13 protein-coding genes are annotated in these 15,233 nt (G+C 43.7%); all 13 read left to right on the top strand.

From position 1 onward, the window contains the following. Nucleotides 1-129: 129 nt before the first annotated feature. The 13 genes from SANK73390_RS03935 (at nucleotide 130) to SANK73390_RS03875 (ending at nucleotide 15,168) form a co-directional block, all read left to right on the top strand. Nucleotides 130-1,035: a baseplate assembly protein gene (locus SANK73390_RS03935; protein WP_462763810.1), complete on the top strand. Its 906-nt coding sequence runs from the start codon at nucleotides 130-132 to the stop codon at nucleotides 1,033-1,035. Further along, entirely contained in the window at nucleotides 1,032-1,715 is a 684-nt protein-coding gene (locus SANK73390_RS03930; protein ID WP_462763807.1) for a phage tail protein I, read from the top strand. The genes SANK73390_RS03935 and SANK73390_RS03930 overlap by 4 nt, the downstream gene beginning before the upstream one ends. Next, nucleotides 1,666-2,211: a phage tail protein gene (locus SANK73390_RS03925; RefSeq protein WP_261592327.1), complete on the top strand. Its 546-nt coding sequence runs from the start codon at nucleotides 1,666-1,668 to the stop codon at nucleotides 2,209-2,211. Before SANK73390_RS03930 ends, SANK73390_RS03925 begins: the two co-directional genes overlap by 50 nt. After that, entirely contained in the window at nucleotides 2,211-2,876 is a 666-nt protein-coding gene (locus SANK73390_RS03920; RefSeq protein WP_462763803.1) for a hyaluronate lyase N-terminal domain-containing protein, read from the top strand. The genes SANK73390_RS03925 and SANK73390_RS03920 overlap by 1 nt, the downstream gene beginning before the upstream one ends. After that, a complete protein-coding gene (locus SANK73390_RS03915) occupies nucleotides 2,876-3,310 on the top strand; it encodes a hypothetical protein (RefSeq protein WP_462763801.1) in 435 nt (144 codons plus the stop codon). The genes SANK73390_RS03920 and SANK73390_RS03915 overlap by 1 nt, the downstream gene beginning before the upstream one ends. After that, nucleotides 3,307-4,218: a hypothetical protein gene (locus tag SANK73390_RS03910; RefSeq protein WP_462763799.1), complete on the top strand. Its 912-nt coding sequence runs from the start codon at nucleotides 3,307-3,309 to the stop codon at nucleotides 4,216-4,218. Before SANK73390_RS03915 ends, SANK73390_RS03910 begins: the two co-directional genes overlap by 4 nt. Next, entirely contained in the window at nucleotides 4,215-4,733 is a 519-nt protein-coding gene (locus tag SANK73390_RS03905) for a hypothetical protein (protein WP_462763797.1), read from the top strand. Before SANK73390_RS03910 ends, SANK73390_RS03905 begins: the two co-directional genes overlap by 4 nt. A gap of 151 nt (nucleotides 4,734-4,884) precedes the next feature. Further along, nucleotides 4,885-5,799, top strand: a complete 915-nt coding sequence (locus SANK73390_RS03900) for a baseplate assembly protein (protein WP_462763794.1) — start codon at nucleotides 4,885-4,887, stop codon at nucleotides 5,797-5,799. A gap of 2 nt (nucleotides 5,800-5,801) precedes the next feature. Beyond that, nucleotides 5,802-6,734, top strand: coding sequence for a phage tail protein (locus SANK73390_RS03895; RefSeq protein ID WP_462763791.1), 933 nt, complete (start codon nucleotides 5,802-5,804; stop codon nucleotides 6,732-6,734). Between the two features lie 264 nt (nucleotides 6,735-6,998). Next, a complete protein-coding gene (locus SANK73390_RS03890) occupies nucleotides 6,999-7,559 on the top strand; it encodes a phage tail-collar fiber domain-containing protein (RefSeq protein ID WP_261592334.1) in 561 nt (186 codons plus the stop codon). Nucleotides 7,560-7,569: 10 nt separating this feature from the next. Further along, complete coding sequence (locus SANK73390_RS03885; RefSeq protein WP_462763789.1) at nucleotides 7,570-10,917, top strand: hypothetical protein; 3,348 nt, start codon at nucleotides 7,570-7,572, stop codon at nucleotides 10,915-10,917. 495 nt (nucleotides 10,918-11,412) lie between these two features. Next, on the top strand, nucleotides 11,413-14,367 hold the full coding sequence (locus tag SANK73390_RS03880) for a hypothetical protein (RefSeq protein WP_462763786.1): 2,955 nt from the start codon (nucleotides 11,413-11,415) through the stop codon (nucleotides 14,365-14,367). Between the two features lie 9 nt (nucleotides 14,368-14,376). Next, nucleotides 14,377-15,168 (top strand): DUF4376 domain-containing protein, encoded by a 792-nt coding sequence (locus SANK73390_RS03875; RefSeq protein WP_462763783.1) that lies wholly within the window; start codon nucleotides 14,377-14,379, stop codon nucleotides 15,166-15,168. Nucleotides 15,169-15,233: the final 65 nt, after the last annotated feature.

Genomic DNA, 15,233 nt, shown 5'->3' with positions numbered 1-15,233 from the left:
AATGACGCGTACTTAAGTTCAAGAAGGCCACTTCATGTCTTCCTGACGAAGGTCAGGATCTATTAAACAGATAGTGCCAATTTAAAAAAACCAATTGGTATCACCATTTTTAAAGTAGCTAACATTCTTATGCCAAAATCACAACTTATTGACTTATCTAAGTTGCCACCACCAGATGTGCTAGAGCATCTTGATTACGAGCAACTACTGAAAACGCTAAAAAACAACTTACTTGAGCAAAACCCCGAGCTTGAACCAGCCTTAGGCCTTGAGCCTGAGCCGCTCACACAGTTGCTCAACAGCTATGCGTATCAAACCATGTTGCTACGCGCACGCGTAAACGATGCGGCTAAATCCACCATGCTCAGTAGTGCGCAAGGGGCTGATTTAGACAATATCGCGAGCAAATATAAAGTGGTGCGCCAACAAAGTGAAACTGACATGCGTTTGCGTGAGCGAGTACAACTGGCGTTTCATAGTCTGAACACCGCCGGCACAGAAAAAAGCTACCGCTATCATACACTCAGTACCGACGAGCGGGTAAAAGATGTGCATGTTGCCAGCCCATCGCCTTGCCATATTGTGCTCACCATATTGAGTAATGAGTCGGCCAAAGGTGCGCCATCTGATGAGTTAATTAATAAACTGGCGGTTACATTTGGCCTAAAAGCGGGAGATCAAACCCGTGTATCCGAAGTGCTCGAAGCACAAAAAATACGCCCCGTAGGCGATAGGGTTGAAATTGTAGGCGCGCAAGTTAAAGAGTTTGAGCTCAAAGCCAATATTAAGCTGGAACGCGGGCCGGGTCATGCGCAAGCAAAGCAACAAGTACTAGATCACGTTACGTTGTTTTTACAAAAACACCATGGCTTAGGTAAACACATTAAACGCTCCGCATTATTTGCCGCTTTGCACCAAGCTGGGGTTGAAGAGGTAGAGCTGATCTCTCCAAGTAGCAACATTGAACTGGCGGTAGATGAAGTTGCGTGGTGTAGCAATGGCATAGCAGGGTTAAGTTTTGAGGCGCTGGCATGAGCGGTGCAAAAAACCAAGTACACAATGGCACGCTTTTACAGTCACAACTGCAAACAATGAATGAAGCAGGGCATGCATCAATCGGCAAAGGTGCTGATACGTTAGCCTCTTTGTGGCAACCCTATCAATGCCCTGTACCTTTTTTACCTTGGTTGGCTTGGAGCCAAGGGGTAAATCAGTGGGACGAAGCTTGGCCTGAGCAAGTAAAGCGTGATGTGATTGCACAAAGTTTTGAGCAGCACAAACACCTAGGTACGCGCTACGCCATTATTAACAGTGTTAAACCATTTGGTTATAAAACCGAGCTGAAAGAGTGGTTTGAGATGCAGCCGCCGGCGCAAGCGGGCACATTCTCAGTGGACGTCGGGGTGACTAATAAAGGGATTGACTTCGACGTTATAGAGCAAATTTACACGGCTATCTCAAACAGTAAGCGTAAAAGTGTGCAGTTTGATTTATCAGTGAGTTTACTTTCAGAGTCAGAGCTTCAATTAGCAGCAGCTACCACAACAGGGGTTACCACCACTGTTTACCCATATTTTGCCAGTGAGATCACCAGTCAAAGCTCACTCAATATTGCCATAGCCAATCAGTCTATTAACCAAATCAAAATTTATCCACGGAGTAGTTATGTCACAGCCACAATACTGGACCATGCTGACCCCAGCGGGGCGCGCTAAAATTGCCAATGCCATTGGCACTGGTATCAAAATTAACCTAACCAAGTTTGCTGTTGGTGATGGAGTTATTCACCCAGATGCCCAGCAGCTCACCAATGAGCGTTTTCGCGGTTTAATCAACACTTCAAAAACACTCGATAACAACCCCGCAATGATAGAAATAGTGGGTATTGTGCCTTCGACCGAAGGGGGGTTTTATGTGCGTGAGGCAGCGTTTTACACCGAAGACGATGAAGCATTCGCCATTGTTAAATACCCCGAAACTTACAAACCCAATATTGCCGACAATGCCAGCGCTGAACTGGGCATAAAAGCGGTGATTGATGTGGTGCAATCGCACATGGTGGAACTAAAAATAGACCCTTCTATGGTGTATGCCACACAAGAGCACGTCAGCAACGAAATAAATAAATTTATGGGCCTACTAGCGCTTGATGGTGGTGCCTTTTCAGATTCTTACCCTAACTCAACCAATCTCGATGGAGGTATTCTCTAATGGCAAATAAACTACAATTTAGACGCGGCCCTGAGGCCAACAGAACTAATGTAACCCCAGCAAGTGGCGAACCTATTTGGTTAACCGACAGCCAAAAGCTCTATGTGGGTGATGGCCAAACCCCCGGCGGTATTGATATTTTTGGCAACCTTGGTAGTGCAATTTACAAAAATGCAGGCACGGGTGCTAATCAGGTATTAACTCTTGATGGCAGCGGTAAAATTCCTGAAGGCGTACTGCCTAGCCTTGCAATTGGTCAACCGTTTGAAGTAGCAAGCCAATCGGCCATGTTAGCCCTAACCGCGCAACCGGGTGATTTAGCAATACGTACCGATGAAAACAAATCGTACGTATTAAAATCAACCCCCGCCAATGTGTTAGCAAACTGGATACTTCTGCGCACACCTACCGATAATGTGTTGTCGGTTAATGGTAAAAGAGGTGCGGTTACCATCAACAAAAGTGACGTTGGTTTAAGCAATGTAACCAACGAATCAAAAGCACACATGTTTAGCTCGCCAAACTTTACTGGCAACCCAAAAGCCCCGACTCGCGCCTTGTCTGACGATAGCACTAATATTGCTAACACAGCGTGGGTAAAAGATTGGGTTAACTCACTAGGCTTGGCCGTAGAAGGCGGCAACATTGATGGAGGCACATTTTAATGGGTCGTAAGATTCAATTTAGACGCGGGCCCGAGGCTGAGCGGTTGCAAACTGTGCTTGCCAATGGCGAGCCCGGTTGGTCGCCTGAAGCAGAGCAATTGTTTATTGGTGACGGTGGAGTTAAAGGTGGAGTTCCAGTAGAAATGGGCACAATGAACACTATTTCACTCTCAACTCTTGCAGTAAGTGGAGGGAAATACCTTTTTACAGCACCAACTCAATTACAGTTACCAGAAAATGCACCAGCCAATTCAATGGTCACAGTTAAATTATTATCAACTGCTGGTGCGACCCAAGATAACCCCGCGAGAGTTGCGGCTCCAGCTGGCACTGCAATTACACGGGGTACTGAATCGGGCATTGAATACCATATGACATTACCAAGTATTGACAGAACATTTATTTTTATTAACGGGGGGTGGGAGTTAATATGAGTAATATTTTAACAGATTACGATACACACCGTGCAGTAACACCTTTTTATGAGCCTCAGCCAATACACTTTAGTTCAAAGAGCAATCTAATGCTCTATACCAATGAACAAGAGTTTGTTGATAATCCTTATGAGCCAGGTAAATTTTTATCTTTTGGCTTAACTAACTTGAGCTACTATGACCAAAATGGGGTGATTTGGTCGAAAACGCTATCCACTTCGGCTTTTGGTAATGTTAAACCACAAGAGGTATTTTTCTATCAAGTGAATAATGACAACTTCGCCTTGTTATTGTTCGAACAAACTATAAACAGCTCTTTACGTAGAGGCTTTCTAAAGATTATTTTGTCAAATGGTGGAGTTCATAAAGGGCCATTTTTCAATTTGGATGTTTCTTTGGGAGCTTTTTGTGTTTTAAATGGTCAGCTTCATTTGTCAATCTCTCAAAGTGGCAGAGCACCCTATCGCGCTTTCTGCCCTATCAAGTTTGACACATTAGAATTGGATCATGACGCGGCAATAGAAAATGATAACCCAAGTAGTCATTCCCAATCATTTTTTAATAATCAGGCTTTATTGAACTATTGCAAGTTTAAGCCAATAACAGTGAACTCAGCGACAGATTACTACTGTCAAGGCGTCACAATAGGTTTAAGTTTCAAGTCGCTAGCAAATGGAGCGGCTGGCCGAAGGACTTTTACCATGCCTTTTGTAAGTACATCAATTCCGTTGGTTGACCAAGGTCAAAGCATGAAAGTTATTTCAACAAATACGATGGCTATCTTTGGGCAGAAGTACAATACATTTGAAAATAGAATGCGGCCAGAATCTCAGAAGTATTGGCCTATATCGGAAATTGAAAAGTGGCTAAGTAGCATTATCGTGCATTATACAGGTTGGGAATTATGAAGCTTATACTAAAAATTGAGTCAGGGCTTATTTCGGAGCAGCTTCCAGATCATTTGCAATTATTCAAAAATAGGCAAATTGTAGAAATTGCAGGTCAGGAGTATCTATATGCGACTTATTCTGGTGATAAAGTGCTGGAAAGTGACTACAGTGTTTCAGAATATTTAGCATCTATTTCTCACGCTTCGGATTTACCTTATATTGAGTTGAGCGAAGTTTCAGGCCAATTAGACGGCTACACAAACCACGATAATGAATTTACCGTCCCACAACAATCAAACGACGTGGTTGCAACGGCTCAACTAAATATTGCTGATAGTAAATTCAAAGTACCCTTTAAACGCATTGACACTGGCCGTATTCAGTTAATGCCAGCGCAAGTAGTAGGTGGTCAGTTTTCAATGCCATTGAAGTTTGAAACCAATGGTATTTGGGTCGTTAATCAAGAACTATTTAACACCGACTTTTCTGAAGCAGCTTTTACACTAAATGAATATCGTTTTTCTGTGCTTTAAAGCGGCAAAGTTTGCGGTTGAGAAGCACTCAGCGTGTAATACATTACAAGGGTTTAGCGTTTTCAAAAGCATAAACATTGTTCGTAATAAGTTCGCGTAGGATTTATAGCGCCTTTCAATTGGTTTTATCATTCCATCAGGAGCCTAATCGATGACCACACATATCGATTTAAGCAAACTCCCTGACCCCAACATTATAGAGTCACTTTCATTTGAAGCCATTTATGAAGCGCGCAAGGCGCGCTTTGTAGAGCTTGCGCCTGAGTATGCGCAAGCGCTTGAACTTGAAAGTGACCCTTTAACTGTTTGGCTTCAGGTAGAAAGCTATCAAGAACTATTACTGCGCCAGCGTATAAACCAAGCGGCGCAGTCAAATTTATTAGCCTTTGCCACTGGGGCCGATTTAGAGCACCTTGGTGCCTTTTATGGCGTTGAGCGAGTGGTTAATGAGCAAGATGACGATTACCGCCAGCGTATTCGTAATAACACCATTGCATCAAGCACGGCAGGCAGTGCAGAACACTATCGTAACCATGCTATAAATGCTGCGCCTAATGAAATTGCTGATGTATCGGTCACCAGTAAACGTGATGGCATGATTACTAACGAGCACAATGGCAAGGTTATGGTGACGGTATTAGAAAAACAGGTACTCGATAATCAAACCTTAGGCAAAACACCAGCTCCAAAGTCGCAAGATGATACGCCAAGCCAAACGGTTGTTGAGCAGGTGGCAGGTAAAGTGCTAGACGATGCTGTAAAAATGTTGACTGATTCGGTCACGGTGCAAGCGGCAGAGCTTAAAAAGATTGATGTTGAGGCTGATATTTATTTGCAGCCTAATACCTCTATTGACGTGTTTAATGAGCTTGAGCCATTGCTGCGTGAAGCATGGCGTAATGAAGCAAAGCTTGATTGGGACTTAGCACCGAGTTGGATCAGCGCGCAATTGCACAAAGGCGGGGTCAGTTATGTTGATATTAAACAGCCTGCGGAGTTAATTAACATTAGCCCTGAGCAATGCGCAGTGCCCAAAAATATTCAACTCACACTACGCGTGAGGTAGCAATGCAACAACTTTTACCCCCTAATCACAGCCCTTTGCAGCTCAAAGGCTTACAAAGTGAAAAACAATCAGCGGTGTTTGATGGTGCCATAAGCAACCTAACAAACATGAAAGCCAATCCGCACGATGCACAACTTATGTGGTTAGTGTGGGAGTATGGCCTTGAGAGTATATTGCCCTACAGCCAAGACTTGCGGCAAACCCTAAAAGAGGGCTTAGCGTGGCAACGTATTCGCGGTACGCCAAAAAGTTTAACCACGGCGCTAGGTTGGCTTGAGCTAAACAACGCACAGATTGAAAACACCCCACCGGGCCAGCATTATTATACTTATCAGATTAGTGCGGGCGAGGTGCCCGGCGATGAGCGGCTAGCTAAAGTAGTTAAGCTTGCGCAGTTGTCGGCACCAGTGAGCAGCCAATTAACACGGGTTTATCACGGTTACGACATTCGTAAACAAACGCTCTCAAGCCAAGGGTGTGCATTTGGTAATGTGCTAAGCGATTACTCGGGTGTAATGTTTAAGCACCAAGGTAAAGGCTTGGTTAAAGCCAGTTTTGGTCGGGTGCAAAAATTATCCGCTGCAACCAACATTAACACTGACCTAGGTCATCAGCGTAGGCGAAGCCAAACAAATAAATACTTAGATAAGTATGAACAAGGGCGTTACTGCCTTGTGACTGAGCAACCGTCTCAGTTACCCACCGCCGTAGTACAAACTCGTGTACATAGCCACCAGCGCACTTTGGCACAACGAGTTTGGTTAGGCCCTTGGCATGACCGTTGGCAAAATAGTCAGTGGCAAACTCAGCAGTTGTGTTCGGTTAGCATTGATCATGAGCAAATCAGGCAAGTTGCACCATTAATGTTCTCAGGTGCAAGTTCGGGTCGAATGAACATTGGGCGTCTTAATTTAACGCCTAAGCTGCCCACATAAACCCATTGCATTAAATAAATGAGCAGACATTGCGACAGATAAATGGCTGAGTAACTAGGCAAAAGTTTTGGTATGTAGTGATTCTACATAAGTCATTTTTAACGCAGTTAATCAGCAATTTAGATCGCTAAAATGGTCAATATTTTAATAAAGTTAGTATTAATTATTTTTGCCAATTCAATTACTTAAAAGCCATTTGGGCTTTCTTACCTTTGTGTTTAGGCAACTTAAGGCCTTAAGTTGCCATTATTATTGGAACAATCTATGAGCGAACCAAACACGTTTACGCCAATTGTGTGGACCGAGCAAGGGCTTGATACCTTGCTCAGTGCCTCACAACAAGGCATTAGCATGGCCATTACCCATGTGTCGGCAGGTGATGAAGCGTATACGCCTTCGGCCACGCAAACCACATTGCGCAACGAGCAACAAAAGGTGCCAGTAGGCGGCGCCGAAATTATTAATGACCCCGACTATGGCAAGCAGCTACGCTTTAGCGCCTTGTTTGATGGGCCTAGTAGCTATGCGGTAAAAGAAATTGGTATTTGGTCAACCAATACCTTAGTGGCGATATACAGCATACCCAATCAGCAGTTGAATTTTAAATCGGCCGATGCTGCATGGCTTGAGGTGTTTAACCTAAGCGTATCAGCACTGCCTAGCCAAAACATCACCTGTCAGGTGGGGGTTAACAACGCCAATGTATTTTTAACCGAAGAGCTACTCACCATGACCTACGCGCAAACCCTTCAAAGCAAAAACTTAGTTAAGCAAATACAGCAAAACTTTTTGATTCAAAAAAAGCTAAGAGCAGCAGGATTATAAGGAGCCAAAAATGAGTATAGATTTAGAGCTGGCCAAAATTACTAAAATTGTCAGCGAGCAAACAGACGCGTCAAACAACTTAAAAACCGCCATTGAAGACTCTTGGCAAGAGGTTGAAAAAGTACACGACCTTGCAAAACACAACCACCAAGCAGTACACGACTGGCAAACCAAAACCGGCCAAGTCACGTTAAAAGATTTAGACAATAAAGCCTATCAAGTTGATACGCTAGCAACGCTTATTAACGAAACTCAAAAAATAAACCCCCACCCAGAGGTAATGAGCAAAGCCCAGTTTGATGCGCTACGCCAAATGCGCAAGCAACAATATGCGGGCAGCGGGTTTGTAGAGTGGGGTAAGCATAATCGTGCAGCTAGCAACTTAAAAGTAAATGAAGGGATGTGGCAGTGGATCCATCCAAATCTTGAAAATGGCTTTATAATGGGCGAAGCGCCAACAAATGTTATTGCTGGTGTGTCAAAATCTATTTACCCAAAGGTACTGGTTGATGGCATTTTGCAGCACGTATATGGTGTGGCTCATAGTTCAACACAAACTGTTTTCAAGTTTCCACCTGCCCCTGACGGAACTAAAACCTATGACTCTGCAACGGGCAAGGTAACCCAGCATGCCAGTGCGGCAGAGGCGTTTGAAGGGAGTTTTGTAAATGGCTCAATACGTTTAGGCGATTTAACAGGTTGGAAAACATATGCTAGTTCTTCTGAGTTAAGTATCTCAAATGGGAGTTTGCAAAGTATATCGACAGGAAACCAATTTCCTGCGGCTGCGATTAATGATGTAGCCTTGAGCTTTCCAGTTGGCACTAAAGTACGCCTTGAGCTGAATGTGGTATCGGGTGTGTTAAAAACGCTAAGGTACTCAACGTCTAAATCAGGACATCAAAACATTAAAACCTTGCTAACAGATAAAGCTAAGGGACGATATACCATTGAGTATGTTGTTGATCACAGTAGTCATTACATCTGGTTTGAGCACGATCAGGTAGCGGGTAATACACTACAAATAAACAATGTAACGGTAATGCCAGTTACCGAACACGTGATCACCTCTCGTAAAGACTTAGTGTTCCTAGAATCTTGGCATGAAAAAATCGCTGATAAAGATGTGGTATACCCATTGGGTAACGTGCAATTTGGCAAAGACAATTATGAAGGCATGAGTTTAGCTAACAACCTAGTAGCACAAGGGTATTCCGCCTTCGGTGAATGGGATAGTGACACCAAAGGCTATGGCGTTAAATGGTCTACGCTATCGGCTGTAAATCGCGTTAAGTTTTTAAAAAATCCTGAGCACAATATTTATTACGACCCAGAAGCCAAAGCGTATATTCAAGTGCGGTATAGGGTGAGAGTGGTTGAAGGGTTGGGTGATGACTGGAACAATAATAGGTTCCTTGCGCCGCAAACGGTAAGTTATTTTCATTATCTTGGCTCAGATAATGCAGCGAATAGCCGTATAATAACAAGAGGACAACTAGACACCAACCTAGATGTATCTAATGTTACATCGGGGGATTATGTCAATGGGTATGTATGCAAATCACCTTATGACCTTTTTCCAGATAAAGATAGTTCACACTGGCAGCCAAGAAACAATCAAAATAGGTCATGCGCATACAAAAGTCAGTGTTTTGCGATCCCAATCGCATTAGTTCAGCGCTTAAACCAAGGAGCGTATCATCCAGTTTATAACCCAATGGGGTGCGGTATATTCGCAATAGATTCTGCACCAACAAGTCAATCACATGGAGCTTACTGGTATAAGAATGTTGTTCAACATCCGTTATCTACTAGTCAATGTTTTGATACAACAATTGCAAGGATACCAGCAGAAGGAGTTAACTGGGGAGGCTTGAGTATTGATTATAGCGGTCGCCCAGACCAATATAAATACCACGATGCAATCTATGCAGGCCAAGTTGAAGATTTACGCCTAAATGCTAACAAGTTAGATGTAAACCAGCTACGTGAAGACACCATGCGCAAAGCGGTTGCCGGCACATTGCGCGGCAAAGGTAAATTGTTATTTACCAAGTTTAAATCATTAAATAAAGGCTACTATAGGGCATCTAATTCAACTCATGCTTCAATTTTTGAGGTTTCAGAAGGCGGTGGCACTGTCGACTTCTATGGCAATGGCTATGCCGTTGGCACGTCTATTATGCTTTGGCAACCTGCAACTAGTACGACTTTGTATGGACGAGTATCCACATCGAATGGTCATGTGATGCTCACTGCGAATGAAAGTAATTTAGGAAACGCAAAACATGTCGACCCGCTCGGCCAAATAGGGTTATCACATACTGACGTTTGCTATTTTGCTCAGGTCGATGCACTAACTTCAGAATTTGACTCACTCCCTTGGGTCGATATTATCGGCACGCCTGAAAATATCGCAGCGACATTCCCAGATGGTGTTGTAGGCCAGTGGATACCTCAATTGCCAGACGGTACCAGCAAAGCGTATGAGTTGAACAAAAAAGTGAATCGCGCTTTAACCTGGGCACTTACGACAGATAATGGTGAAAGCTGGAGCGCGGGTAGTTTAAGCATTGATGCCGTAAAAAATGTCTACACCTCTCCAGCAGAAGAGACGCGAGTGCAATTGCTTAGCTACGAAGCGTTGGCAGGTTTCACATTGCCTACCAAAAACATGGTTGTAAAGTCGAGCGTGGGCAGTGTGTTTGCATCTGCTGATAGGTTTGTTACGCAAGGCAACCGACTTATTAGTAGTCTCGGTAATGTAATTGGTAAAGACAACCAAAATGGCAATCAGCAACGTGATTTGGCTGTTACCAATGCACCCAAACACGCAGGTGGATTGTTGTGGAATGCCAATGGTGTAGCGCACAGTGCCGTAACCTTAAATGCGCCGTTAAATAACTCTAGTGGCGTAAAAGCCCTACCAAGTGTTATTGCAAAGAATGGCTTGCTTTATTTGCAGCTTCATGGGGTTGAATTGAAACACCAACCATTAAACACCATACACACCATAAATGCGGGTTCTGCTTTTACTCACTCTAAAGGTGAGGTAGCAATGCTACAAGGGTTTGATAGTGCTAATTTCAATGTGCCTGTTATTTTCTTAAATGATTACGCAGTGACGTTGAATAAGACGTCTTTTGATGGTGCAACGATTAGTGAAGGAGGTGCGATTATTTGGAAAAATGGCACCATAGACCCTAATTTACGTGTTGTGACGTCGAGCACTGCTTGGGGCGATGACCATACCATTCCTATCGTAAATGGCGAAGATGTTAAAACTGACCTAAACGGCAACACGGTGAAAGTGTTTTGTCATCATACTCTGTTGCCACTGGGGATTGCTAGCCACTAATTTAGTAGTTTTTCTTTTCTAATCAACAAAATAAGTAGGGGCGCATAGGCTGTTGTGGTAGGGCTGCAAGCGATGTTTGCATTGGCAGGTCAAACTTGACCGATATTTTAACGCGGTTCTCGCTACAGTATGCATATCATGGCGAGCAATTAAATACTTGCTTGCGTGTAGGCAAAATATCTCATCTAGATGATGTTTTGCCCCCCTTTGGCGTGTGCGCCATTACAGTTGTAGCTTTTGGTCTGTTGGAAGCCAAGGGCTATGTCTCTCTTATAGTTGGCTTTATATATATCCATTTTATTAAAACATTGCTCATACAAGCGAGTTAAGTGACGCAGTAACAAGGTAAAAATTAACAGTGTAGAATCACTACATAACGGAGTTTTTATCTTGTTACTCAGCCATTTACTTATCCTGTGTTTGAGTGCTTGTTTAATGCAATGGGTATTAATCGTCTGCCAAGCAGGCGGTTAAATAAAGAGGAAAGGAATAAATATGAGCATAGAAATCACGCTCGCAAAGTTACAGCAGCAAGTAACAGAGCAAACCGACGAATGTGCCAAGTTGGTCACATCAATACAAGACAGTTGGCAAGAAATTGACCAAGTACATAATATTGCAAAACACAACCATCAAGCAGTACACGACTGGCAAACCAAAACCGGTCAAGTCACGTTAAAAGATTTAGACAATAAAGCTTATCAAGTTGATACGCTCGCAAACCTGATTAACGAAACCCAAAAAATAAACCCCCACCCAGAGGTAATGAGCAAAGCCCAGTTTGATGCATTGCGCCAAATGCGCAAGCAACAATATGCGGGTTCAGGGTTTGTTGAGTGGGGGAAGCACTTCCAAAGTGCAGTTAATGACGTTGTGCAAAACGGTATGTGGACATCAAATTCGCCTAGTTACCCAAAAGGTTTACGCTTGGGTAGAAGTAGTATTTATAATGGTACACAAGGTGACTCAAAAACGGGTTTTTCAGAAGTGACTATTGATGGTGTACAGCATCAATTAACTGGTACATATCCATCAGGGGCGACTGGGATTCATATTGATATGCCTCCAGCCCCAGATGGCACGAAAACCTATGACTTAGCAACTGGCACAGTCACTCAGCATAGCAGTGCAGAGGTAGCATTTGCGTCTGAGACTCAGACAAACAAGGTTATTACCTCTCGCAAAGACCTGGTATTTTTAGAGTCATGGCATGAAAAAATCGCTGATAAAGATGTGGTCTACCCATTGGGTAATGTGCAATACGGGGCAAGTAGTTATAAAGGTATTGCGCTACTTAATAATCTAGTGGCACAAGGCTACTCAGCATTTGGTGAGTGGGACACCAATACTAAAGGGTACGGCGTAAAGTGGTCTACGCTATCGGCCGCTAACCGCATCAAGTTTTTTAAAAATCCTGAGCACAATATTTATTACGACCCAGAAGCCAAAGCGTATATTCAAGTGCGGTATCGGGTGAGAGTCATTGAGGGGCATGGTGATGAATGGCGAGCATATGATGGTGCAAATCGAGATTATAACCTTTTCTTAGCAGACAGAAGCTCGGGTTATCACGTAATAGCAAGAGGAAGTAAAATAGATAACACCGCTGACTTTCGCAATGGTTCAATCATCACTGTGTCTTACAGAAACCGTGACAGTGCATACGGGCTCAATACCATAGGAGTTGGTGAAACACACTGGGGAGATAGAAATATCAAGGAAGGAAAGTGTTTTGCAATCCCAATCGCACTCGTTCAGCGCTTAAACCAAGGGGCATATCATCCTACATATAACCCGATGGGCACTGCACAGTGGGGAGGTATAAATTCAATAGGTGGAGATGAGCTCGCTTATCGTTATCCGTGGTGGTCGAAGGGCACTCACCAGTCATGGGGTCGACATGCTACCTCTATGTTGGATTCATTTGTGAAAAGAACAACGGCACCAGATGGCCTAGGGACTATTGGGAAAAATTCTGGTCGCCCAGACCAATATAAATACCACGACGCCATTTACGCAGGCCAAGTTGAAGATTTACGCCTAAATGCTAATAAGTTAGATGTAAACCAGCTACGTGAAGACACCATGCGCAAAGTGGTGGCAGGGACATTGCGTGGTAAAGAGAAGGTGCCATTTACACAAGTGAGTGCCTCGGTCAGTATTGATTTTGCACAAAATGCGGTTGTTATTTCTGAAACTTACACTGAGCTCAAAGTAATTGTTAATGTTACTCAGCAAGTTGATAGCAGCAATGCAATTATTTCACCGATTGACTTTGAGTCTTATTATGTAATTAACAAAACTAAAGGCTGGATTTCTAGCCCAATGACAAAGCAACGCTATCCTGTTTTATTTAGCCCTAGCTCAGGTGGTAGCAATCATATTTATTTTGATGGAGATAAAACCGTTGACTCAGGCGATATAATTATTGTTGTATTTAAAGCGCTATTGAGCTGTGAATTCGACTCACTCCCATGGGTCGATATTATCGGCCACCCTGAGCGTATAGCTGCCACTTTTCCTGATGGCGTTATTGGTCAGTGGATACCAACTATCCCAGATAGGCAAGGTAATACGTATCAATTAAACCGAAAGTCGGTTGATTTAACAATTAAGCTTAGCGTCACTAAAGATGACGGTGTTAGTTGGATTGAAACTCAAGTTAACGTGGATCAGCAAAAGAATGCGAGAGCAGCTGCACCAGCATCTGAAGCGGTTGAATTATGGCACTACAAAACACCTGCACAGTTTACTGAAGCATCCAGCCAACTCGGCATACTAGGAGATGCAAGTAACGTTTACGCTACGCAAGCAAATCAAACGGCCTATGGCAACCGTTTACAACCAAGCTTAATAGGTAAGGTGGGTACACGTTCAAATGGAGCGTTGATACATGAAGAAGTGGCGGTGAATAAACTCAGTAGATATGCACCAACGGGCCAATTGACATGGACACAATCTCTAGGGGATGAACCCAAACACGCGCCGCTGAATTTAGATAGCCAAAGCGAACCATCAAGTGCGGTAAAAACGCTTAGCACAATAGTGGAACAAAATGGTCTTTTGTATCTGCAGTTTAATGGGGCTGAGCTTAAATATACTCAGCAACCTGTGATTGATATATCTGAGAGCTCAACGGAACCTAAAACGGCTTATGGCGTTTATAGAGTTACCGATGGACCACTTAAAGGCCGATTATTAAAAAGAATGTTTAGTACACCAACATCAGAACCGTTTAATGATGTTGATTGGTCTATTGATGAGACGGGCTTGAAATATAGAACCAATACATATTATTCGTTTAAATTTTTCACCGACAGTTTGAACTGGGGCGATGACCAAACCATTCCTATCATCAGTGGCGAAAACACCAAAACCGATTTAAACGGCAACACGGTAAAAGTGTTTTGCCATCACACACAACTTCCGCTGGGTATTGCCAGCCACTAAGGACAAATAATGCAACAAACGAACGAGCAGACTGCGCAAGCGGTCGAGTCAATTGTACCTGACGAACAGGCAATAGCACAAACAACAAACAATGAGGCGGAGTTTACACAACTAAACGAAGCTGCAATTAGCTACGATGACGTGCTAACTAAAATTGCGTTACGCCATGGGCAAGCGCAAGTAGAGCAAGCACTAAAAACCGCTATTGAGCAAGAGCAAGCGGCCCATGTGGCGGCATATCAGCAATGGGAACTGGAGGTGGTAGAAATTGAGGCGCAGCGCCAAGCGGCCTTAGCACATAATGCAAACCTTGATGATAACAGCGACCCGCAATTACGTGATCAGCAATTACCTGTGCCAGAGCTACCCCAGCAACCTCAGATTGATATGTCCTTGCGCAGAGCCTGTTATCGCAAAGAGCATGTAGAGGTTGACTTAGCAATTACGACTGAAGCGTCACCGGCTCGCACAGAGTTTGACGATGACGCGCTGGTGGCACGTATTTACCCGCAAACTCAAGCCCATTCAGCTGAGCATATTGCAACGGTACAGCGTGCGCGTTTTAAGCAAACACGCAGTGCGCAACTGGCGCAGCAAACGGTTACAGTTGATGAGTTTGAATTTGACGCTGATGAGCTGAGCCAACAGCGCATGGCGCGTGCCATTTTGGTAATGGATGAACAAGATACCACCACATGGATATTGGCTAACAATGCGGTGGTTGAGGTTACTAAAGCACAACTATTTAGTGCCTGTAAACTTGCATCTGAGCAGCAAACAGCATTGTGGATCAGCGAATAAAGTTGTAATACAAGCAACTTTTAAAGACCACCTCCGAGTCATTCTGACGAAGGTCAGAACCTTCT

The organism is Pseudoalteromonas sp. SANK 73390 (assembly GCF_054966645.1).
This window is presented reverse-complemented; position numbering and strand designations above follow the sequence as displayed.

Coding starts and splice junctions, on each gene's coding strand:
- SANK73390_RS03885 (WP_462763789.1), top strand. CDS start 7,570: ATGAGTATAGATTTAGAGCTGGCCAAAATTACTAAAATTGTCAGCGAG.
- SANK73390_RS03920 (WP_462763803.1), top strand. CDS start 2,211: ATGGCAAATAAACTACAATTTAGACGCGGCCCTGAGGCCAACAGAACT.
- SANK73390_RS03910 (WP_462763799.1), top strand. CDS start 3,307: ATGAGTAATATTTTAACAGATTACGATACACACCGTGCAGTAACACCT.
- SANK73390_RS03905 (WP_462763797.1), top strand. CDS start 4,215: ATGAAGCTTATACTAAAAATTGAGTCAGGGCTTATTTCGGAGCAGCTT.
- SANK73390_RS03935 (WP_462763810.1), top strand. CDS start 130: ATGCCAAAATCACAACTTATTGACTTATCTAAGTTGCCACCACCAGAT.
- SANK73390_RS03915 (WP_462763801.1), top strand. CDS start 2,876: ATGGGTCGTAAGATTCAATTTAGACGCGGGCCCGAGGCTGAGCGGTTG.
- SANK73390_RS03880 (WP_462763786.1), top strand. CDS start 11,413: ATGAGCATAGAAATCACGCTCGCAAAGTTACAGCAGCAAGTAACAGAG.
- SANK73390_RS03900 (WP_462763794.1), top strand. CDS start 4,885: ATGACCACACATATCGATTTAAGCAAACTCCCTGACCCCAACATTATA.
- SANK73390_RS03895 (WP_462763791.1), top strand. CDS start 5,802: ATGCAACAACTTTTACCCCCTAATCACAGCCCTTTGCAGCTCAAAGGC.
- SANK73390_RS03890 (WP_261592334.1), top strand. CDS start 6,999: ATGAGCGAACCAAACACGTTTACGCCAATTGTGTGGACCGAGCAAGGG.
- SANK73390_RS03925 (WP_261592327.1), top strand. CDS start 1,666: ATGTCACAGCCACAATACTGGACCATGCTGACCCCAGCGGGGCGCGCT.
- SANK73390_RS03875 (WP_462763783.1), top strand. CDS start 14,377: ATGCAACAAACGAACGAGCAGACTGCGCAAGCGGTCGAGTCAATTGTA.
- SANK73390_RS03930 (WP_462763807.1), top strand. CDS start 1,032: ATGAGCGGTGCAAAAAACCAAGTACACAATGGCACGCTTTTACAGTCA.